The organism is Ectothiorhodospira shaposhnikovii, assembly GCF_016584105.1.
Taxonomy (GTDB): Bacteria; Pseudomonadota; Gammaproteobacteria; order Ectothiorhodospirales; family Ectothiorhodospiraceae; genus Ectothiorhodospira; species Ectothiorhodospira shaposhnikovii.
The window spans coordinates 96510-114983 of sequence record NZ_NRSM01000011.1 but is presented as its reverse complement, the minus strand read 5'-3'; the positions used below and the strand labels follow the sequence as shown (position 1 = coordinate 114983).

Annotated in this window: 21 protein-coding genes; 16 read left to right on the top strand and 5 right to left on the bottom strand. The window is 61.3% G+C overall.

From position 1 onward, the window contains the following. The first annotated feature begins 320 nt into the window (after positions 1 to 320). The 10 genes from CKO35_RS08355 (at position 321) to CKO35_RS08310 (ending at position 11169) form a co-directional block, all read left to right on the top strand. Positions 321 to 956 (top strand): hypothetical protein, encoded by a 636-nt coding sequence (locus CKO35_RS08355; RefSeq protein WP_200174599.1) that lies wholly within the window; start codon positions 321 to 323, stop codon positions 954 to 956. Between the two features lie 322 nt (positions 957 to 1278). Then, positions 1279 to 1605 (top strand): hypothetical protein, encoded by a 327-nt coding sequence (locus tag CKO35_RS08350; protein ID WP_011367849.1) that lies wholly within the window; start codon positions 1279 to 1281, stop codon positions 1603 to 1605. Between the two features lie 195 nt (positions 1606 to 1800). Beyond that, positions 1801 to 2385: a sigma-70 family RNA polymerase sigma factor gene (locus CKO35_RS08345; RefSeq protein WP_200174597.1), complete on the top strand. Its 585-nt coding sequence runs from the start codon at positions 1801 to 1803 to the stop codon at positions 2383 to 2385. Between the two features lie 176 nt (positions 2386 to 2561). After that, positions 2562 to 2900, top strand: a complete 339-nt coding sequence (locus CKO35_RS08340; protein WP_013258642.1) for a hypothetical protein — start codon at positions 2562 to 2564, stop codon at positions 2898 to 2900. Then, positions 2897 to 3913, top strand: coding sequence for a PD-(D/E)XK nuclease family protein (locus CKO35_RS08335; RefSeq protein WP_200174595.1), 1017 nt, complete (start codon positions 2897 to 2899; stop codon positions 3911 to 3913). Before CKO35_RS08340 ends, CKO35_RS08335 begins: the two co-directional genes overlap by 4 nt. A gap of 26 nt (positions 3914 to 3939) precedes the next feature. Then, positions 3940 to 4710, top strand: a complete 771-nt coding sequence (locus CKO35_RS08330; protein WP_200174587.1) for an ATP-binding protein — start codon at positions 3940 to 3942, stop codon at positions 4708 to 4710. A gap of 12 nt (positions 4711 to 4722) precedes the next feature. Then, the gene (locus CKO35_RS08325) at positions 4723 to 5196 is read left to right on the top strand and encodes a DUF669 domain-containing protein (RefSeq protein WP_013219083.1); all 474 of its coding nucleotides are present in this window, start codon (positions 4723 to 4725) and stop codon (positions 5194 to 5196) included. Further along, positions 5196 to 5678 carry an ERCC4 domain-containing protein gene (locus tag CKO35_RS08320; protein ID WP_200174586.1) on the top strand — a complete coding sequence of 161 codons (483 nt, stop codon included), beginning with the start codon at positions 5196 to 5198 and terminating at the stop codon, positions 5676 to 5678. The genes CKO35_RS08325 and CKO35_RS08320 overlap by 1 nt, the downstream gene beginning before the upstream one ends. Next, complete coding sequence (gene recD2, locus CKO35_RS08315) at positions 5630 to 7858, top strand: SF1B family DNA helicase RecD2 (protein WP_420870747.1); 2229 nt, start codon at positions 5630 to 5632, stop codon at positions 7856 to 7858. The genes CKO35_RS08320 and recD2 overlap by 49 nt, the downstream gene beginning before the upstream one ends. Beyond that, positions 7855 to 11169, top strand: a complete 3315-nt coding sequence (locus CKO35_RS08310) for a CHC2 zinc finger domain-containing protein (protein ID WP_200174582.1) — start codon at positions 7855 to 7857, stop codon at positions 11167 to 11169. The genes recD2 and CKO35_RS08310 overlap by 4 nt, the downstream gene beginning before the upstream one ends. Positions 11170 to 11184: 15 nt before the next feature. Here CKO35_RS08310 and CKO35_RS08305 read toward each other — a convergent pair whose 3' ends face one another. Together CKO35_RS08305 and CKO35_RS08300 are read right to left on the bottom strand one after the other, a co-directional pair. Continuing rightward, positions 11185 to 11511: a type II toxin-antitoxin system RelE/ParE family toxin gene (locus tag CKO35_RS08305; RefSeq protein ID WP_200174580.1), complete on the bottom strand. Its 327-nt coding sequence runs from the start codon at positions 11509 to 11511 to the stop codon at positions 11185 to 11187. Then, positions 11511 to 11792, bottom strand: a complete 282-nt coding sequence (locus CKO35_RS08300) for a type II toxin-antitoxin system Phd/YefM family antitoxin (protein WP_242467097.1) — start codon at positions 11790 to 11792, stop codon at positions 11511 to 11513. Before CKO35_RS08300 ends, CKO35_RS08305 begins: the two co-directional genes overlap by 1 nt. Positions 11793 to 12346: 554 nt before the next feature. On the opposite strand from CKO35_RS08300, the gene CKO35_RS08295 reads away from it, so the two are divergent. The 3 genes from CKO35_RS08295 to CKO35_RS08285 all read left to right on the top strand — a co-directional run bounded on the left by CKO35_RS08295 (position 12347) and on the right by CKO35_RS08285 (position 13991). Continuing rightward, positions 12347 to 13117, top strand: a complete 771-nt coding sequence (locus CKO35_RS08295) for a hypothetical protein (RefSeq protein ID WP_200174578.1) — start codon at positions 12347 to 12349, stop codon at positions 13115 to 13117. Between the two features lie 3 nt (positions 13118 to 13120). Next, positions 13121 to 13399, top strand: coding sequence for a hypothetical protein (locus tag CKO35_RS08290; protein WP_200174576.1), 279 nt, complete (start codon positions 13121 to 13123; stop codon positions 13397 to 13399). 91 nt (positions 13400 to 13490) lie between these two features. Continuing rightward, the gene (locus CKO35_RS08285) at positions 13491 to 13991 is read left to right on the top strand and encodes a hypothetical protein (RefSeq protein ID WP_200174575.1); all 501 of its coding nucleotides are present in this window, start codon (positions 13491 to 13493) and stop codon (positions 13989 to 13991) included. Positions 13992 to 14666: 675 nt separating this feature from the next. On the opposite strand, the gene CKO35_RS08280 is transcribed toward CKO35_RS08285, so the two are convergent. Genes CKO35_RS08280 through CKO35_RS08270 form a run of 3 tightly spaced genes read right to left on the bottom strand, consistent with a single transcriptional unit; the run spans position 14667 to position 16164 of the window. Next, the gene (locus tag CKO35_RS08280; protein WP_200174568.1) at positions 14667 to 15581 is read right to left on the bottom strand and encodes a tyrosine-type recombinase/integrase; all 915 of its coding nucleotides are present in this window, start codon (positions 15579 to 15581) and stop codon (positions 14667 to 14669) included. Continuing rightward, positions 15562 to 15936 (bottom strand): hypothetical protein, encoded by a 375-nt coding sequence (locus CKO35_RS08275; protein WP_027371103.1) that lies wholly within the window; start codon positions 15934 to 15936, stop codon positions 15562 to 15564. Before CKO35_RS08275 ends, CKO35_RS08280 begins: the two co-directional genes overlap by 20 nt. Positions 15937 to 15969: 33 nt before the next feature. After that, entirely contained in the window at positions 15970 to 16164 is a 195-nt protein-coding gene (locus CKO35_RS08270) for a hypothetical protein (RefSeq protein WP_011366959.1), read from the bottom strand. A gap of 140 nt (positions 16165 to 16304) precedes the next feature. On the opposite strand from CKO35_RS08270, the gene CKO35_RS08265 reads away from it, so the two are divergent. Genes CKO35_RS08265 through CKO35_RS08255 form a run of 3 tightly spaced genes read left to right on the top strand, consistent with a single transcriptional unit; the run spans position 16305 to position 18375 of the window. Next, the gene (locus CKO35_RS08265) at positions 16305 to 16577 is read left to right on the top strand and encodes a hypothetical protein (RefSeq protein ID WP_011367832.1); all 273 of its coding nucleotides are present in this window, start codon (positions 16305 to 16307) and stop codon (positions 16575 to 16577) included. After that, positions 16574 to 16852 carry a hypothetical protein gene (locus tag CKO35_RS08260; RefSeq protein ID WP_200174567.1) on the top strand — a complete coding sequence of 93 codons (279 nt, stop codon included), beginning with the start codon at positions 16574 to 16576 and terminating at the stop codon, positions 16850 to 16852. The genes CKO35_RS08265 and CKO35_RS08260 overlap by 4 nt, the downstream gene beginning before the upstream one ends. After that, positions 16852 to 18375, top strand: coding sequence for a terminase large subunit domain-containing protein (locus CKO35_RS08255; RefSeq protein ID WP_200174565.1), 1524 nt, complete (start codon positions 16852 to 16854; stop codon positions 18373 to 18375). Before CKO35_RS08260 ends, CKO35_RS08255 begins: the two co-directional genes overlap by 1 nt. Positions 18376 to 18474: the final 99 nt, after the last annotated feature.

Below are 18474 nucleotides of genomic sequence, written 5' to 3'. Positions count from 1 at the left end.
CACAGGTGGATATTATGTGATATATGGTTAGGAGGCAACAAAACAACCAGCTTTTCCGTTGAGAAAGTGAAATTTGTGAATGAACGCCAAGGTAGAGATCAACCAGATATTCCGGTTACCCTGAAAAAGAAAGCGCGGCCATTCAGATCTCTCCAAGGCAGACGCTGATCTACCGGCTCAAGCAGTCAACCGTCAATGGCGCTATCTGCGAGGCCTTGGGAATAGAACACCGAGACTCGAAACTCGATGGCCTGCCCCACACATGGAGACTGGGCGATTTCATACCCACGGCGGGGATGGACTTCCCGGTTGTGCTGACGATGCAGGACAGCAAGGATGCGCTGGCCGAGGTCGTCCGGTCATTATGCCTTTCAATCATCAAACCCTTTGTCCTGATCGCACCCACACGCCTTCATTTGAGTCCTGCAGTTGAAACACTACTGGCGCAGAAAGACAGCCTTTTCATTGCGCTGAACGAAGATCTGTACCTGGGTGATGCTCCACGATTCCTGACCCGTCGGGACAAGACTGAGATATTCGCGCCCCTTATCGGCCAGGTGCCTGAGCCGGATTCGGGCGGCACGGTGTTTTTCCCGACACCGCCGGGCACCACATGGCTACAAATCAAGATTCAGTTCCGTGATGGTCATACCGTCACAATATGGGCGGGCGACCAGAGCGGTCGATACACCTATACGCAAATGGGAATGGCGAGCAGGAAGAATGGCAACCCTACCGAGCAATGGAAATTGCTTGAAGGGTTTGCCAACTCCCGTGGCGAGATCGACTGGCACAGCCGATACGCCTCGGACAAATTGAAGAAACAAAAGCAAGAGTTGTCGAAGCACCTGCGTGAATTCTTCCGGCTCGATGACGATCCCATCGAATGGGTCAAGGATACAAAGACCTACCGCTGCAAGTTTCGCATCCTCCCGGAAGGTGCCGAGGTTTACTGACCACCCTTTATAGCGCCCGACAAATCTATAGCCCCGATTCAGGATTCTGGATCGGGGCTTTTTGCGTCTTGGAGGCCCGCCCGGTGAAATTTCACTGGGGCCGGGCAAAAAAAGTTAAAAAAGTTTTCCTCTGTAAACCCACTATCAATCAAGGTTTTACGGGCTTTCCTCCTCCTTGAGCCAGGGCGTTTTTCGGGGTCGCAACGAAAATTCGCCAAAGCAGGGTGACAGGTCTGGTGAACACAAAAAGTTCACGACCGCCACCCGGGAAATTCATGCCGGACCTGTCTCCCGGTCGGTCCAGAAATGAAGGAGGTTCGGCATGAACCAGACAAGCAAAGCACACCTCACCCCACCGAAGCGGCGACTCATCGAGTTGATGCAGGACATCAACTTCGGCCGCATCACCAACATTCCGGTCCGCGACGGCGAGCCGGAACTCACCCCTGACACGGTCATTGAGCGCGAGATCAAGCTGGGCGGACAGAGCGGTCCCCGGCCCGAGCGCGACCAGGATGACTTCATCCTCAAGCAAGAGGTCGTGGCGCTGCTGGAGCACCTCGCGCAGATGGGCAGCGGAAAAGTCTGCCTGCTCGAGATCAAGCACGGTCTCCCGTTCCTGATGCGCATCGAGGAACGGGCAGCCTGAACACGTAACGACCTGAACCCTTAGACACTGGACAACAAGCTGGACGCATGGCGGAGGCTGTTGTGGGTGTCGCCGAGCCGAATACGGCAATTGGCGGCGTACCTGCGACCCCTTCGCCCACGCGACAGCTTTGTCCTGTGATCTGGCCCGTGCCGACACCCACGCGGACCTCCTCCTCGCTCCGAGGAGGCCCCGATGGTTTCACAGAATTCTTACGACGGCATCGACAAGTATGCCGCCGACCTCATTCGGCACAAAGCACGTCAACTCGTAGGCAAGGCCGGATTCACCGAGGACGACAGACCCGACCTCGAACAGGAACTGATGATCGATCTGCTGCAGCGGATGCGGCATTTCAATCCCGCCAAGGCCAAGAAGACCACCTTCATGGCCCGGATCGTCGAACGTCACATCTCCACCATTCTGGAGGCCCGGTTCGCCCAATGCCGGGACTGGCGGCTCTGCCAAACCTCGCTCAACGAACCCCTCGACAACGGCGAAGGCGACACCACCGAGCGGATCGACTTCCTGGATGGCGAGGGCTCTCTGGGAGGCGGCACCCGCGAAACAAGGGAGCGCCTCGCCCATGAGATCCGCATGGATCTCGACCGGGCCATCGCCTCGCTACCGGAGGAGCTCCGGGATCTGTGCGTGCGCCTGCACGACAGCACCATGGCAGAAATCGCCCGGGAGATGGGCATTCCCAGAACCACCCTCTACGACCGGCTGAGCAAGCTGCGGGAGGCTTTCAGCGAGGCCGGGCTCGAGGACTACCTGTGATCTCCGACGCATCAGCCCCGGTTCCGGTAAGTAAGCACCGTGCCGCATGGTGCGGCTATCCGGGGCCTCGGAAATCAGAACCTGACAAACCGGCAGGACAGCCGGTTTGGACGGCCGTCAGGCCGCCCGTAGGGGGCGAGCCAGGACGGCGAGCATCAACAAAGAGGAGTTCAACCATGACTCACGACACCTACAAGTACCGTTTTGACGAGTCGGTCCCGGCCCAGGAACTGGAAGACACTTTCATGCTGGCGATGCTGGCCGTCGAAAGCCTGCATGGCCGTTCCCGTGTGCGGATGGAGAGCCGGTTCAATCTGGACAAGGCCCGCCGTACCTGCGTGATCGACGCCTCCACCGATGTCGGCAGTGATCTCGCCCGCATCTTTACCGGCTTCGCCACCAAGGAGTACGGCGAACGCTCGGTCCTGATCGAACGAACCCAGCCGTCGGGCTGTGCCTGCGCCTCCAAGCATCGCGCAGCGCCCGCCGCTGCTACAGCGGGGGTGGCGGTATGAGCGAGCTGATGACCACCACCTATTCCATGTGGCGGCTGTTCCGCAACTGCCGCATGGCCTGCAAGTGGCGCTACATCAACGAGCTGGTGCCGCTCGAGCGCGACCCCAATCTGGCCTTCGGCTCGGTCATTCACGACTGCCTGGAGTGCTGGCACGGTGAGCGGGATCTGGCCAAGGTCCTCGACCACATCGACCGGACCTATCCGAACCGGGCGCAGGACGATCATCAACAGGCCGACTGGCATCTCGCCAGGGCCATGATGAGCGCCTATGCGGAACACTACCCGGCCGAAGAGTTCGAGGTCGTCGCACTCGAGAAGACCTTCGAAGGCCCCATCGTCAACCCGGCGACCGGGGCGACCTCGCGCAGTTTCATCCTCGCCGGGAAGGTGGACGGCATCGTCCGCCAGGATGGCCAGTATTTCCTGCTGGAACACAAAACCGCCTCGCAGATCGACGCCAGCTACCTGGAGCGGCTGTGGACCGATTTCCAGATCATCCTCTACGCCTGGTACCTGGAGCAGACCCTCGGCATCACGGTCAGCGGCATCATCTACAACGTCCTGGTCAAGGCCAAGTTGCGCCAGGGCAAGGGTGAGACCGAAGCCGAGTTCGAGGCCCGCCGGGCGGAGCTGATCGCCAAGTCGAAAACCGGCAAGAGCAGCGCCAAGCGCAAGCTGCCGGAGGACGACGACACCTTCCAGCAACGGCTCCAGGAGAAGTACCTCGAGCCGGGAATGTTCCATCGCGAGGTGCTCTACATCTCCCGCGACCAGTTCGAGGAACTGCGGGCGGAGCTGTGGGAACTCTCCAAGGCCATGCTCGACGCCCGTCGGCGCGACACCTTCTACCGCAACACCAGCTACTGCTTCCAGTACGGAAGGCCCTGCGCCTACTTCCAGCTCTGCCGCTCGGGCGGCAACCCCAACGTCATCGAAAACCATTTCCAACGGATCGCCCCGCACGAAGAGCTGCGGGACGGAGCCGGTGAAGACGCCGCTCCGGTGTTTTGAAATCCCAACCATAAGGAGACGAAGCCATGCTTCCCAAGACCAAAAGCAAACCCAAACACACGCTCTCGGACCTCACCGTTCTGGTGTACGGCCCGAGCAAGATCGGCAAGAGCACCTGGTGCTCCAAGGCCGATGATGCACTGTTCCTGGCGACCGAGCCGGGCCTGAACGCCCTGGAGGTGTTTCAGACCCCGATCACCTGCTGGGACGATCTTCTGCAGGCCTGCGCGGAAATCGCCGAGGGCAAGCACGAGTTCAAGACCATCGTCGTCGACACGGTGGATAACGCCTACAAGATGTGCTCGGACTACGTCTGCAAGAAATTCAAGATCGAGCACGAGTCCGACCTGGGCTACGGCAAGGGCTACGCGCTGATCAACAACGAGTTCCAGCGCGTCATCAACAAACTCGCCTTCCTGCCCTATGGGTTGATCCTGATCTCCCACTCCCAGGAACGGGACATCGAGACCCGGGCCGGCAAACACACCCGCATCGTGCCGACGCTGCCGGAAAAGGCGCGGAAGCTGGTTACCGGGCTGGTGGACCTGATTCTGTTCTGCGACCTGGACATGAAAACCGGCGAGGACGGCAAGCCGGTCTGGCAGCGCGTGATGCGCACCAAGCCCAGTCCCAACTACGACGCCGGTGACCGCACCGGCCGACTCCCCGAAGTCATCCCCCTCGATTTTTCGAGCTTCATGAAAGCGTTCAACAACACGGCAGCCGGAGCTGCGGCGAGTGCCGCCCGGCCGAAGCCGGAGCCGACCGCGAGTGCGGCGGCGAAACCCCAACAGTAAGGAGATCCGACCATGGAACACTACGAAAACCAATCCAGCAGCAACCTCGACCTGGCGCAGTTCGACGACGCCTTTGAAACCGCCGAAGTCGAGGAACGCGAGTTCGAGGCCGTCCCCGACGGCAAGTACCAGGTCAACGTCGACCGGGTCGAACTGACCCGCGCCCAGACCTCGGGCAACCCCATGCTCAAGTGGACCCTGCGCATTCTCGCGCCGACCCACAAGGGCCGTCTGCTCTGGCGCAACAACGTCATGGCCAGCAACGAGAACATCAAGTGGCTCAAGCAGGACCTCTACACCTGCGGGCTACAGCTTCAGAAGCTCTCCGACCTGCCGGGCCACCTCGAGCAGCTTCTCAACATCAAGCTGGAGGTGACCAAACGCACTCGCGGTGAAAACGAGAATATCTACTTCAACCGTCGCATTGTCATGGCCGACGATGCCGGAGCTCCCGGCGCGGCGATGGACGACATGATCCCGTTCTGATGATGGACCGGATCACCGTTGTCGTCGATACACGCGAACAGGAGCCCTACAGCTTCGATACAGACAAGGTTTCGACGGTTCGCAAGGCGCTGCCCGCCGGTGATTACTCACTGGTCGGCCTCGAGGAACGGGTGGCGGTGGAGCGCAAATCCCTGACGGATTTCGTCTCCACCGTCATCCGGGGGCGAAAGCGGTTCCACCGCGAGCTGGAAAAGCTATCCGCCTACGAATCCGCCTGTGTGGTTGTCGAATGCAACTTTCGCGATCTGGTCGATGGCCGCTACCGAAGCGATGCCCACCCGCACGCGCTGATCGGAACGGTCGCCTCCATCGTCGTCGACTTCGGTGTCCCCGTCTACTTCTGCTCGGACCGGCAGGCCGCCTGCCGTTTTGTCGAGGAGTACCTGACACGTTTTCACCGGAGGATCGCGAGATGCCAAAAAGAAATGAGAGTAACCCGGCGCGACTCCGGGGAAGAATAGAGCGCGTTTACTATGCCGGACCCAAGTTTTCCGCAGGGCGACTGCTTACCCCGACCGGTGAGGAAGTCCAGTTCGCGGGCAATTTGTTCGCCCGGGAAAATCAGCCTGTGGTCCTGCTCGGGTCGTGGTCCACCCATCCCAAATACGGCCGTCAGTTCAAGGTCGACGGGATGGAGCACGACCTCGAACTCGATCCGGAGGGGCTGATCCACTATCTGGCCAACCATCCGGAGATCAAGGGCATTGGTCCGGCCAAGGCCAGATTGATCGTCGAGAGCTTCGGCGACGCCTTTGAAGAAACCCTTCTGAATGATCCCGAACGCATCGCGCTCAAGGCTCGGCTGCCGCTGGACGCGGCCCGGCGGCTGCGTGACGAGTGGTTGAAGAACCGCAGCGTCAACACCGTCATGGCCTGGCTGTCGGCATTCGGCCTGACCCATCATCAGGTCACCACCCTGGTCGAAAGGCTTGGCGGCAACTGCCTCGATATTCTGAAGGAAGACCCGTACATCCTCATTCGGGAGATCCGGGGATTCGGCTTCAAGAAGGTCGACAAGATTGCCCGCAAGCTGGGAACCCCCAAGGACCATACCCCTCGTATCCGGGCCGGATTGAATTTCTGCGTCCGTGAAGCCCTGGACAATGGCCACTGCTGGATCGAATACGAGGATCTGGTGGACCAGGCCAATCTGCTGCTGGTCATGGATGCTCTGGACAGCCGGGTTCGTATCGAAAGCGCCCTCGATGCGCTCATCGAAGAACAGGCGCTTGCCTGCGATTCACACGGCGGACGCTTCGTGGTCGCTCTGCCGGAGATCGTCCGCATGGAGCGGGAGCTGGCCGCGCTGTTCGGCCAGGCCGAAGCACCCAACCCGCATTTCCAGTCCGTCAAGAAACTCGATGCCCTGATTTGGCGCTGCGCCGCCACGCTGAACGAGAAGCAGCTCGACGCGGTCCGCTCAGCCCTAAAGCACAGCATCAGCCTGATCTCGGGTGGAGCCGGTTCTGGCAAGAGCTACACCATCTCGGTCATCAACACGATTTGTGAGGAGAGCGATCTGGAGGTCGTGCTTGCCGCGCCGACCGGCAAGGCGGCAAAGCGTCTGGAGGAAGTCAGTGGTCGCAGCGGCACCACCATTCACCGCCTGCTCGGCTATGACGGCAAGGGTTTCTCGCGCAGCAAGGAGAACCCCATCGATGCCGACGTCTTGGTGGTCGACGAGTTTTCGATGGTGGACGTGCCGCTGGCCTGGCACCTGTTCGAGGCGGTCGACCTGTCGCGGACCACGGTGCTGCTGGTCGGCGATCACAACCAACTTCCGCCGGTGGGACCCGGAAACATCCTACGCGATCTGATCCAGACACGCGCCATCCCCTCAGTCATCCTCGACAAGGTCGTGCGTCAGGCTGGCGTCCTCAAGGAGAACTGCACCGCCGTTCTCAAGGGCGAGGTGCGCAAGACCAGCGAGGCGTCGGTGGGCGGATGCCGGGATTGGTATCTGGTGGATCAGTTCACCGACCCGATGGCGGCACGCTCGTTCCTGCTGGAGCTGTTTCAGGAGCGGCTCGACGCCCTGGGTTTCGACATCATCAAGGACGTGCAGGTGCTGACGCCGACCCACAAGGGGCCGCTCGGCACCAAGGAACTGAACGAGGAACTGCAGCGGCTCATCCAGCGCAAGCTCTGGAACGCCGAGGTACCGCCGGTCGCTATGGGCCGCCGCGCTCCGTTTCTCAAGCACGACAAGGTCATCCAGACCCGGAACAATTACGACCTGAATGTGATGAACGGTGCCATCGGCTATGTGGTCGATGTCCTCGCGAACGGCACCCTGGTCATCGACTTCGACGGCATGCCGGTGGAACTGGATAAAGGGTCGCCCGACCTGCAGGATCTGCAGCTCGCCTATGCACTCACCATCCACAAAACCCAGGGTTCCGAGTTCCCCTGCGCCGTGGTGGTGGTCCACAAGGCGCATTCCTTCATGCATCACCGCAACCTGCTCTACACCGGGGTGACCCGCGCCCGGCGCACCGCCATTGTCCTGGGCGACCATTGGGGTATCCAGAACTGCGCCAAGCGTTGCCAGGTGGATGACCGCCGGACCTTCCTGCCCCTGTTTCTGGACGCCGCCCAGCACGCGGATGCCGATTCCGCCCGTGTCGCGGAGGCCGAATGAGCATGGGCGGAACGGATAACGTCAGGGAGTATTACCGGCTCGTCACCGAGATGGACATCGGTGACGTGGCCCGGGAACTCCTGCCGGGACGGATCACCCAAGAGACCGGCCAGCGCTTGATGTGCGACTGCCCCAACCATCAGAGCCAGTCGCGTCTGTCGCTGCACGTGATGCTCGACAAGCAGGGCTGGTACTGCTTCGGCTGCGGAGTCGGCGGTGACGTGCTGCAGCTCGTGGAGTTCATTCAGACGGGCTCGGTCACCGCCGGGCAATCCGGTCCGATGCCGGACAGCCACCGTCAGGCCCGGGACTATCTCGCCAAGAAGGCGGGCTTGCCGCCGCTGTCGCGCTATGGCCTGAGCCAAGAGCGTCTGGCCCAGACGGAAGCCGACCGCGCCTTTGAGCTGCGGGTCAAGGACGCGCTGACGGCGCTGGCCAAGCTTTACCACGCCAAGCTCAAGGAGTCGCCGGAGGTCCTCGACTGGCTGAAATCCAAATACGCCCTGAGCGAGGAGACCATCGACGATCTCCTGATCGGCTACGCGGACAACGCGTCCGGCGCGGTCGCCCAACTGACCGGGGGTGAGGACGGTTTTTCCAAGCGGGAGCTCGCCGCCACCGGCGCTTTCCGCCCCACCAGCCAGGACGGCCTGACGCCATTTTTCGAGCGCCGCATCGTCTTTCCCTACTGGAGCCGTGGCCGGGTGGTGTTCATGATCGGCCGCAAGACACCGTGGACACCGGACGTGGGCTGGGAGCAAGGGAAATACAAGAAACTGCCGGTTCATGACGAGCACCAGCGGCCCTACGTCGCCGACTTCATCAACAACGCGCTGCTGTTCAACGAGGACTGTCTGCTGGCCCGGCCCGGCAAGGTGATCATCACCGAGGGGGTGACCGATTGCCTGGCGCTGATGCAACTGGGCCTGCCCACCGTATCTCCGGTCACCGTCCGCATCCGGGCCGCCGATTGGGAGCGCCTGATCCCCAAGCTGCGCGGCGTCGAAACCGTCTATATCTGCCAGGACAACGAACTCTCCCAGGCCGGTCTCAAGGGGGCGCTGCAAACCGCCCGCACCCTGGCCGAACACAAGATCGACACCCGCCTGGTGACGCTGCCCTTGTCGGAGACACAGATCTCGGCCCGGCAGGAGCTGACCGAACGCTTCGGCCTGACGGCGAGCGTGGGGCCGAAGGAGCTGGCCAAGCTACTGGCGGGACGTCCCGCCGAGGAAACCCAGGCGGCCGAGGCGCTTCTCGCCATCGCCAAGATCGACGTCAACGATTACATTGCCGCCGGGCATACCCGGGAGGATTACGAACGCCTGCTCGCCGAGGCCAGCACGCCCATCGAGTTCGGCGTGCGCTCGCTGCCCGAGGGCGCTGAAGAGGAAGAACGCAACCGCCTGCTCGAACCGATCCTGGGGGAGATTTCCGAACAGTCGCCGCTGGAACAGGCCCGTCTGCTGAAGCTGGTGCAGGAGCGCATCGGCGGTGGTGTTTCCATGGCCACCCTGAAGGAACAGATCCGCGCCATCCAGAAGGACCGCAAGGTCGAGTTCCGCAACGAAAAGAAGAAGGCCAAGCGGATGTCCGGCGCGATGCCCGGATCGTGCCGCGCCCGGGTCGACGAGGTGCTGATCGACACGGAACTGGAGAACGGCGCTCCCGACTACACCCTGGCCGCCGAGGCTGCCTACGACTGGTTTACCGCCAACGGTGCCCAGTTCTTTCACACCCTGCAGGGCGAGCCGTTCATGTATTTCGACAACGCCATCTACTGGATGGATTCGCCGGACCGGGGCCGCAAGCGCCATTACGCAGCCATGCTCTACAAACACACGGGCATGGTGCCGACCTCCAACGGCGGACGGACATTTTTCGAGGTGTTGCCAAGCCTGGCCATGATCCGTGGCCAGGTGCGCGACCATTTCTCCTGGCTGCACACGGACGTGGCTTCCTACACCGTCTATTTCAACCTGAACAATCCGGAGCACGAGATCGCCAAGATCACCCCGGACGAGATTCAGATCATGAAGAACGGCGGCAACGAGGACGGCATCATCCTGGACGGCTCGCGGAAGATGAAGCCGCTGAAATTCCTGCCCGACGCCGACCTCGAAGAGGCAGACCGGCTCCTGGTCGATCTGCTGGTGGGCAACATGACCTGTCCGCAAGGAGATCGCTTTCTCATCCTTTCCTGGCTCTCCTGTTTCCTGCTGATCGACTTCGCCGGGACGCGGCCCATGACCCGCTTCGAGGGCTCGGCCGGATCGGGCAAGACCACTGCCAGCAAGATCACGTCGACGCTGCTTTACGGCGAGCCCCAGCACAAGAAGGCCACCGACGCGGCGAACTACACAGACGGCTCGCAGAACCCGCTCATCGTCCTCGACAACATCGAGGTCAAGCAGATGACCGAGGATCTGACCACCTTCATGCTGACCAGCATCACCGGGATCGCCAAGGAGAAACGCAAGAGCGGCACCGACAGCGAGACTATCACCGAGCGGACAAAGTGCCTGCTGAACACCACCGGCATCGAGCCGCTGTGCGGAGAGCTTTCGGAGATTCTGTCGAGGTCCTTCGTCATCAACTTCGACCTCGCCAACCAGGCCAGCGACTGTTTTCTGGAATCGGAGGTCATCTCCGCCATCCAGCAGAACCGGGATCTGATCATCTCGGCCATCATGAAGCGGACCAGCCATGTGCTGGCGATGATCCGAGACGGAGCCCAGAAACAGGTCATGCGTCTGCTGCACCGAACCATGCCGACCCATGGCAAGCGCCGTTGCAACGATTATCTGAGCCTGATGTACCTGATGATGCTGGCCGGGTCCGAGGAACACGAGGTAACCACCGGACTCGAGGATCTGAGCCCGTTGTTCATCGCGCAGATCCATTCCATCAACGACACCAGCCAGGAAATGGCCCGGGAGTCGAACCCCATTGCCACGGCGCTGGCGTCGCTCTTCCATGCCTACCGGAACGCGGTGGAACTGGACGAGAAGGCCCGCTACGGCGAGGACGACCGGGCAAACCATGTAGTGGGGTTCATCGAACGCTACCAGGTGAGGTTCGAGAACGAGAACACCATGGAGCCGGTATCGGCGGGACGGCTGCTCGCGGCGCTACGCAGGGTCGGCCGGGAATTCAACCTCGAGTTCGAATACAAGAAGCCCGCCCAGCTCGGTCGGCGCATCAGCAACGACCTGGACGTGATCCGGGATGCCGGGTTCGACATCGACCGGCAGCGCAACGCCCACACTAAGAACTTCGAGTATCGGATCAGAGCGAACAGGGGGAAATGATGGAGAACTGGAGGGCTATGCCTGTAAGAGACGACGTTGCAGCAAGGTCTGCATATCACGGCGGCCGTCGGCAATCACCATGACATAAACATTTTCGGCCATGACTCGATAGATGATGCGGTAGGGTTTGAAAAATATCTCTCGGTACTCGCGAAGCCCGACGGCCAGCAGTTCTTTTGGATAGGCTCCTCGCTCCGGGTTCTCGGAGAGGCTCGAAAAGGCTTTCTCTATTTGATCGAGAACGTAATCCGCTTTTCCCGGCGCGTCGTGGGATGCAATGTAGTCGTACAGCTCCTCCAAATCCCGTGACGCATCGTCGGTCAGAAATATCTGAAAGGTCATCAGCGACTCTTGCTCCGGTCGCGAAGCCGCTGAATGACGTCACCGGCGGGCTGGACCTTGCCTTCCTCGATCTGGCGCGAGCCGAGCGCGAGGATCTTCAGAAGGGCCATGGTCTCCTGGGTTTGCTCATAGCTTTCGATGTCCTGCATCACGACCTTGGCTTCGCCATTCTGGGTGATGACCAGGGGTTCACCTTGCCCCGACATGTTGCGCACGATTTCTGCGGCATGGGCCTTCAGGTAACTGATCGGTTTGATTTGACTCGATAGCTTCATATCCATCCTCCTTTGCATGACCAAATATAGTCCTAAAACAGGTCAACTGTCAATCTGAAACGCCACGGGCAGTCCCAGTTGGGAATCGGAAAATCATTCAGGACGCTCTCGGGCGTCCTTTATTTTTGCGGTGGTGCGGTGGATGGCTGAAGCCTTTGCGGTAGATAACCACCGCACGCCAAACCCTTGCCAGATAAGGCTTTCATGCCTTTTGCGGTGGTTGCGGTGGTAAATCCAGAGGTCTTACCCCCTATGGGCTGAAATATTTTTTCTACCTACCAACCCGACATCCCACGCCAGGGAAATTCCGGCCCAGCGTGAGAGACATTCCCCAAATACCACCGCAACCACCGCACTCTATCTTCTCTTTCTTCATAACTATCTAAAAACAAATAACAAACAAAGCGCCATCCCCTGCGGTGGGACAAGAAAACCTTCCACCGCACGACCACCGCAACCACCGCAAATATCCACCGCAGCGGGTGGTCACCGACGGTTTCAGGGCAGCTCCGGTAAGTAACGGGAAAAGCGATTAACCCGTATTTCTGGAGCCCGAAGCCATGAGCCTTCTAAAAACCATGATCAAGCACACCGCCGGAGGGCAGGAAGCCTCGGCCGGATGTGAAGTCCCATCATTACCACCGCAACCACCGCAGCCTGCCATCTATGTCTCCACCGGAATCGACGTTCACGAGGTCGAGGACGCCCGCGACTGGCCTGAAGACCGGGAGATCGACGGCACGCTGTGTCGCCGTCTGTCGCCTGAATACTTCGCCTGGCTACGTTCCCGCATGGTCACCGCCCAAGCCGCGCACAAGGCCGGAAAACTCCCCGAGGATGCCTGGAACACGCTGCGGCAGCGATTCAACGCCCTGCAGGAGCTGGCCATCCGGGAGTTCGGCAAGGAAAGCCTGCAGGAGGTCCTGCACTCTTTTTCCCCGAAGAACTATCAACCACCCGCGCTTCGTCCCGAGCCCCAGGAGAAACCCGTCGAAGTTCCCAGTAAGGACTGGATTTATCCCGGGAACCAAGCTTGGAAATGTAAGCAGCCGGTGACTTCCCAGGCAGTCGCCAAGGTCGACGCCATCCGTGAGGAGGCCATGGCCAAGGGCTGGTCCGAGGCACGCCTCTATCAGAACCAGGGCCGGTTTCGGTTTCCCTGCGGCGAGGACTACGGCCTGGTCTGTTTCGTCGATGGCGATCAGGAGATTGGCGAGGTCACCGAGCGTTCTATCGAAATTGTCCATGGGCCGAAGTCCGGGCGTCCCTGCACGCTGCGGTTCTACAACCCGGACGTACCGCAGCCGTGGATGAAGAAAGTGGAGGATTGAGACGTGAAGAAAAAGAAACGCTACGCCAACGCCAAGGATGTCCTGCCCGAGGAACTCTTCGAGCAGGTTCAGAAGCACTACACCGGAATTCTCTGGGTCCCTGCACCAAGCCGCTTCTACCAGGAACGCCGTGACCTGGTGCTTGCCCTTCATCTGCAGGGGATCAGCAGCCAGGAGATCTCCAACCTCGCCGGAGTGACCACCCGCCGGGTCAATCAGATCATCGCCGCCGAACGAAATCAGGATCGGGACCGACAGTTGGCCGTCGCTTCCGGTAAGTAACCCCTGAACCGGCGGGAGCGCGTTTGGAGGCTAAATCGGCCTCCCGCCCCGCATCCCGGCTTGGGAAAACAATATTCGGCAGGATTTCCACGTGGCACTGAACAAACCGGACAAAGAGACGCTGGACCGCTGGCACCGCAACGAGGGCAAGACCGAACCGCCCCGGCGCGGTCCTGGTGCGCCCGAGGGTAACCAGAACCGGCTGCGCCACGGCATCTTCGCCGACCGCTGTCTGACGCCGGAAGAGAAGGTCATGTTCGACGCCATCATCGACCGCCTCAACCAGGACTTCGAGTTCAACAAGTCCAGCGACTTCCTGCAGGTGGAGCTGGTGGGCGTCTACTCGGTGAAGCTGGTCCGCGCCCAGATCGAAGGGAACACGGACGCCGCCGAAAAGCTCGACCGGATGATCCGCTGCCACATGAAGGATCTCAAGACCACCAAGATCGCCCGCGAGGGTGAGGAGCCGAAAGGCCCGCAGACCTCTCCGGCGGAATGGGCGGCGGCGCTGCTCGAGAAGGTGGCCGAGGCCGCCAACGCCCCGGCCACGAAACCCTCCGGCCGCAAAAAACGCGGAAAGAATTGCGGATAACACCATGGAGGGCTTTTCCGATGACCCCGGCACACGGCGACTTGCGGCAGACAGCTTCACCAGGAATTGCGGATAAGACGTGTTCCTTGCACTTTCGGAATCGGCATTCACCGGCCGTCGATCATCATTTCCACTCCTCGACTTTCTCCTGCAGCTCCCGATATCCGCTTGGCATGTGTCCGCATAAGCCGAACCGCATAAGCCAAGCAGATATAGGCATGTTCACGCCGGGGCTCTCTCACATAACCCAAGTAGATATTGGCATGTCGAGACCCAGGCAGAACCGGCCAAGCCCCGCAAACAGCCATTCCTTCGGCAACGGCCCTCGCATATGCCAAGCAGATATTGCCATGTGTGTTCCGCGTCTGGAGCGCATAAGCCAAGCAGTTATTGGCATGTGCGCCCGACAGACAGAGAAGGAGAAATTCCGGTCAATCGATATTTCATGTCGCACATCCCTGTGCTCCACCCCTCCGGGGCGGCCTGCGGCCGTGCAAAACGGCTGTCCTGCCGTTTTGTCCCGCTCCGCCTGGGAGACTGAGAACCATCGTCATGATCATTCATCATCGGCGGATGTGTTCTTCTGCGGGCACTGTCATTCACTGTCTTCGGCACTGTCTCGTCCAACGAAAACAGGAGCAGCCGAGGCCGCTCCCATCGTCGGGTCCGGAAGGATCAAAGGCGTTCGAGAGCTTCCTCGAGCTGACCGTCCACGAGGTGGGTGTAGATCTGGGTGGTGGACACGTCCCGGTGCCCCAAGGCCCGCTGCACCACGAGCAGGTCATTGGTCGCGCCGTAGAGGTGGGTGGCGAAGGTATGCCGCAGCCCGTGCGGCGTCAGTTCCTTTTCGATCCCGGCCTTCCGCAGCCAGTGGGCGAGCCGGTTGGCTATCTGCCGCTGGCAGAGTCTGCCGTCCCGGTTCGACAGGAACAGGGCTTCCATTTCTGGGCGGCCGTGTCGACGACGCTCGGCCAGGTAACGGCGCAGCAATGTGCGGAGGTCGGTCTTGATGAACTTGACCTGCGGCACATTCCCCTTGGCCCGCACCCGCAGATGCTTGGCGTCGAGATCGATGTCATCCATGTCGAGCGCGGCCAGCTCGCCAAGCCTGATCCCGGTGCCCAGCAACACCTCGATCATGGCGCGGTCGCGCAGCGTGGAGAAGTCGGTCCGCCCCTTGAGCTCCTTGAGCAGACGTTTCTTTTCGGCGGTGGTCAGGAACACCGGCAGATTTCTCGGCAACCGATGCATGCGGATGGACCGGGCCGGATTGTCATCGACCACGCCAGCCTCGACAGCCCAGGCGAAAAAGGCCCGCACCGCCGCCTTCATCCGATGGAGCGACGCCGCCGAGCGTGGGCCGCGCCCGCTCTCGGTGACCGCCCCGGCGGAGAACACCTTGTCGAGGAGCCCGGCCGTGACCGCCCGGCAGACGATACCCGGGGCCAGCTCCCCGGCCACGCGGGCCACCAGGGCGAGGTCCCGGCGGTATGCGGCTATGGTCGCCGGGGAGCGTCCTTCGGCCGACAGGCGGGCACAGAACGCCTCTATCGCGCCCGTCAGGTCGAGGTCAGCCGTTCGGTTGCTCATCGCTGGACTCCTTCACCCGGCTGTGGCCCATGGGTGTGCTCTTGGGCAGCGGCAGCTCCTCGATGCGCCCCGACTCCCTGGCCCAGACCATCATCATGCGGAACACCCGGACGGTCTTGGCGACGGTGCGTTCGGCTCGCTCCTTGCCATCGGGGAGTTTGAGCAGCAGGTCGGACTTGTAGAACTTGCCGACCTGGGGGAGCCGGATCTCGGCGAGCTGGCGATCCGCGCCGAAGAAGGCCTCCACTACATCGAGGTCCTTCCGGTAGGTGTAGAGGGTCCGCTCTTTCTTTCCGGATTCCCGCAGGTAGCCGATGAAAGCCTCGGCGGCTTGATGCACGGTGCATTCGGTCATGTCGATGTCTCCTTTGTCGGTGGCCCGGTGTGTTCAGGACAGGAACTCGTCCAGCTCCCGCAGCAGTTCCTCGACGTGGCCGAGGGAACCGACGCTCGCCCAGGTGATGTCCGGCTGCTTCGCGTCCGCTTCGAGCTTGCCGCGAATGCCCTCTATCAGCCGGGCGATGTTCTCCTGCTTTTCTCGGTACGCCTTGAGTGCCTGCTGGCGGTTTCTGTCGTAGGTCATGGCCTGCCTCCGGTTCCGGTTTTCGTGGATGCGGGACCATCCCGCGTCACATCCAATGACGCTTCTATTTCGTTGGAAATCAAGTGTTTGCAGAGATCTTTCTGTATGTGCCCCAAACCCATAACCCAAAGGAGATCAACATGTTGAAGAAGACCCTCGAATGGACCATCCCACTGGCCCTGGCCGGAATCATGACCGGCTGCGCCACCTACCGGCCACCGGCCCAGATCCAGTCGGCGGTGGCCACCGTCAACCGCCACACACCCGAGTACGTGACCGAGGCCAACAAGGCGCTGCGCGAAGTCGGCCACCCGGACGCCGAGCGCCTGACCGGAGTCGGTCTGCGCCTGCAGACCGCCGTGGACGCCCTTGACCAGTGGGCCAACGGCGCGAACCAGGAGGCAGGCCAATGAAAGAGATTCTTCAGGAGAACAACGATGCCGTTCGCCAGGCCGGTGAGGCCCTGGTCGAAATCGGCACCGAGCTGGCGGCGGGACGGATAGAGAACGCCCTCGGCCGTCTGGAAGCGGCCCAGCAGCAGTACCTGGCCTGGGCGGAGTTGGACCAGGCCATCATCGATATTCAGGAAGCTGTCCACGACCGGAAGAACACCCTGGCCGTGCGGCAGATCCTGACGGAACTGGTGAGCACCATCCTCGGCAACGCCTTGAGGACAGGAATGCACTGATGGCGGTAACCGACAAGGAGCGCAAACTCGCGGCGACCCTGAGCGATCCCGTGTTGTGGGGGCAAGCCTACCTCTACAACCGGGATGGCTCAGGCCGCGACTACTGGCCGCACCAGGTGGAGGACCTGCGCTGCCCGGCCAAGAACATCATCCACCTCGACGGCCGGGACGTGGGCAAGTCCATCGTGCTCTCGACCGACGCGCTCCATTACGCCTTCACCACGCGAGGCGGCCAGGGCCTCATCGCGGCTCCGCACCAGGGGCACCTCGACACCATCATCGAGGAGATCGAGTTCCAGCTCGACACCAACCCGGATCTGATGAACAGCATCGCCCTGACTAAGTACGGCAAGCCCAAGATCCACCGCAAACCCTACTTCCGGCTGGAGTTCACCAACGGTTCGGTGCTCTATTTCCGCCCGGCCGGGGCTTATGGCGACGCCTTCCGGTCCCTGCACGTGGGCCGCGTCTGGGTCGATGAAGGAGCCTGGCTGACCGAACGGGCCTGGAAGGCGCTGCGCCAGTGCCTCAAAGCCGGGGGGACGCTACGCATCTACTCCACGCCCAACGGCCTACGCGACACCACCTATTACCGGCTCACCTCGTCGGACCAGTTCCATGTGTTCCGCTGGCCGTCCTGGCTCAACCCTCTTTGGACCGAGGATCGCGAGGCCGAACTGCTGGAGTTCTACGGCGGCCGCGACAGTTCCGGCTGGCAGCACGAGGTGGCCGGTGAACACGGCAAGCCTTCCTATGGGGCCTTCAATGTCGAGCAGTTCAACCTCTGTCGGCAGGATCTGCTGGAGTATCAGAAGATCGTCATCACCGATTCCGAGCTACGCGATTGCGACACCGAGGAAGCGGCCCACGACCGGCTGGAGATGCTGCTCAACCTCACTCCCCGCAGCGGGCAGTTCTGGGTCGGCGGCGACCTGGGCTACACCAACGACCCCACCGAGATCGTCGTATTTCAGGAGATGGAGGTCGGCGAGCGGACGCTGCTGAAGATGATCCTGCGCGTGCATCTTGAACACGTTTCCTATCCGCACATCGCCCAGATCATCGCGCTGCTGGAGCGTTACTACACCCCGGCTGGCATCGGCGTGGACAACGGCGGCAACGGCCTGGCCGTGGTTCAGGAACTGCTCACCCTGGACAAGTACAAAGGGCTGGAGCTGGAAGGCAGGCTCAAGGGATACGACTTCGGCGGCATGACCCGGCTGGCGGTGCGGGACGGAAAGGAAATCAAGAAGCGGACCAAGGAGCTGATGACCAGCCTCATCAACGGAGCACTACAGCGCAAGCAGCTCATTTTCCCCTCGGACGACCTGGAGGTGGAAGACCAGTTCACCACCCACACCTACACCCTGCGGGACGGCAAGATCATCTATTCCAAGGGCAACGACCACATCATCGACGCGGTGCGCTGCGCCATGCTGATCCGGGAGGAAGGCAACCTCGACCCGGTCGGCGAAGAGGTGGTCTCGCTCAAGCCGGTCCTCACCAATCCGGTTTTCATCTGACCGCATCCTCCGACGCTTTCCACCCCGCTCCGGTAAGTAACCGGCATCGAGCCGGGTTCGGCCCACACGGGCCGGATGTGCGGCTGTCATGGCCGAAAC

What these genes read in the sequence shown, in the direction of transcription:
- CKO35_RS08355 (WP_200174599.1), top strand. Translation starts at nt 321, where the DNA reads ATGCAGGACAGCAAGGATGCGCTGGCCGAGGTCGTCCGGTCATTATGC.
- CKO35_RS08350 (WP_011367849.1), top strand. Translation starts at nt 1,279, where the DNA reads ATGAACCAGACAAGCAAAGCACACCTCACCCCACCGAAGCGGCGACTC.
- CKO35_RS08345 (WP_200174597.1), top strand. Translation starts at nt 1,801, where the DNA reads ATGGTTTCACAGAATTCTTACGACGGCATCGACAAGTATGCCGCCGAC.
- CKO35_RS08340 (WP_013258642.1), top strand. Translation starts at nt 2,562, where the DNA reads ATGACTCACGACACCTACAAGTACCGTTTTGACGAGTCGGTCCCGGCC.
- CKO35_RS08335 (WP_200174595.1), top strand. Translation starts at nt 2,897, where the DNA reads ATGAGCGAGCTGATGACCACCACCTATTCCATGTGGCGGCTGTTCCGC.
- CKO35_RS08330 (WP_200174587.1), top strand. Translation starts at nt 3,940, where the DNA reads ATGCTTCCCAAGACCAAAAGCAAACCCAAACACACGCTCTCGGACCTC.
- CKO35_RS08325 (WP_013219083.1), top strand. Translation starts at nt 4,723, where the DNA reads ATGGAACACTACGAAAACCAATCCAGCAGCAACCTCGACCTGGCGCAG.
- CKO35_RS08320 (WP_200174586.1), top strand. Translation starts at nt 5,196, where the DNA reads ATGATGGACCGGATCACCGTTGTCGTCGATACACGCGAACAGGAGCCC.
- recD2 (WP_420870747.1), top strand. Translation starts at nt 5,630, where the DNA reads ATGCCAAAAAGAAATGAGAGTAACCCGGCGCGACTCCGGGGAAGAATA.
- CKO35_RS08310 (WP_200174582.1), top strand. Translation starts at nt 7,855, where the DNA reads ATGAGCATGGGCGGAACGGATAACGTCAGGGAGTATTACCGGCTCGTC.
- CKO35_RS08305 (WP_200174580.1), bottom strand. Translation starts at nt 11,511, where the DNA reads ATGACCTTTCAGATATTTCTGACCGACGATGCGTCACGGGATTTGGAG.
- CKO35_RS08300 (WP_242467097.1), bottom strand. Translation starts at nt 11,792, where the DNA reads ATGGATATGAAGCTATCGAGTCAAATCAAACCGATCAGTTACCTGAAG.
- CKO35_RS08295 (WP_200174578.1), top strand. Translation starts at nt 12,347, where the DNA reads ATGAGCCTTCTAAAAACCATGATCAAGCACACCGCCGGAGGGCAGGAA.
- CKO35_RS08280 (WP_200174568.1), bottom strand. Translation starts at nt 15,581, where the DNA reads ATGAGCAACCGAACGGCTGACCTCGACCTGACGGGCGCGATAGAGGCG.
- CKO35_RS08275 (WP_027371103.1), bottom strand. Translation starts at nt 15,936, where the DNA reads ATGACCGAATGCACCGTGCATCAAGCCGCCGAGGCTTTCATCGGCTAC.
- CKO35_RS08270 (WP_011366959.1), bottom strand. Translation starts at nt 16,164, where the DNA reads ATGACCTACGACAGAAACCGCCAGCAGGCACTCAAGGCGTACCGAGAA.
- CKO35_RS08265 (WP_011367832.1), top strand. Translation starts at nt 16,305, where the DNA reads ATGTTGAAGAAGACCCTCGAATGGACCATCCCACTGGCCCTGGCCGGA.
- CKO35_RS08260 (WP_200174567.1), top strand. Translation starts at nt 16,574, where the DNA reads ATGAAAGAGATTCTTCAGGAGAACAACGATGCCGTTCGCCAGGCCGGT.
- CKO35_RS08255 (WP_200174565.1), top strand. Translation starts at nt 16,852, where the DNA reads ATGGCGGTAACCGACAAGGAGCGCAAACTCGCGGCGACCCTGAGCGAT.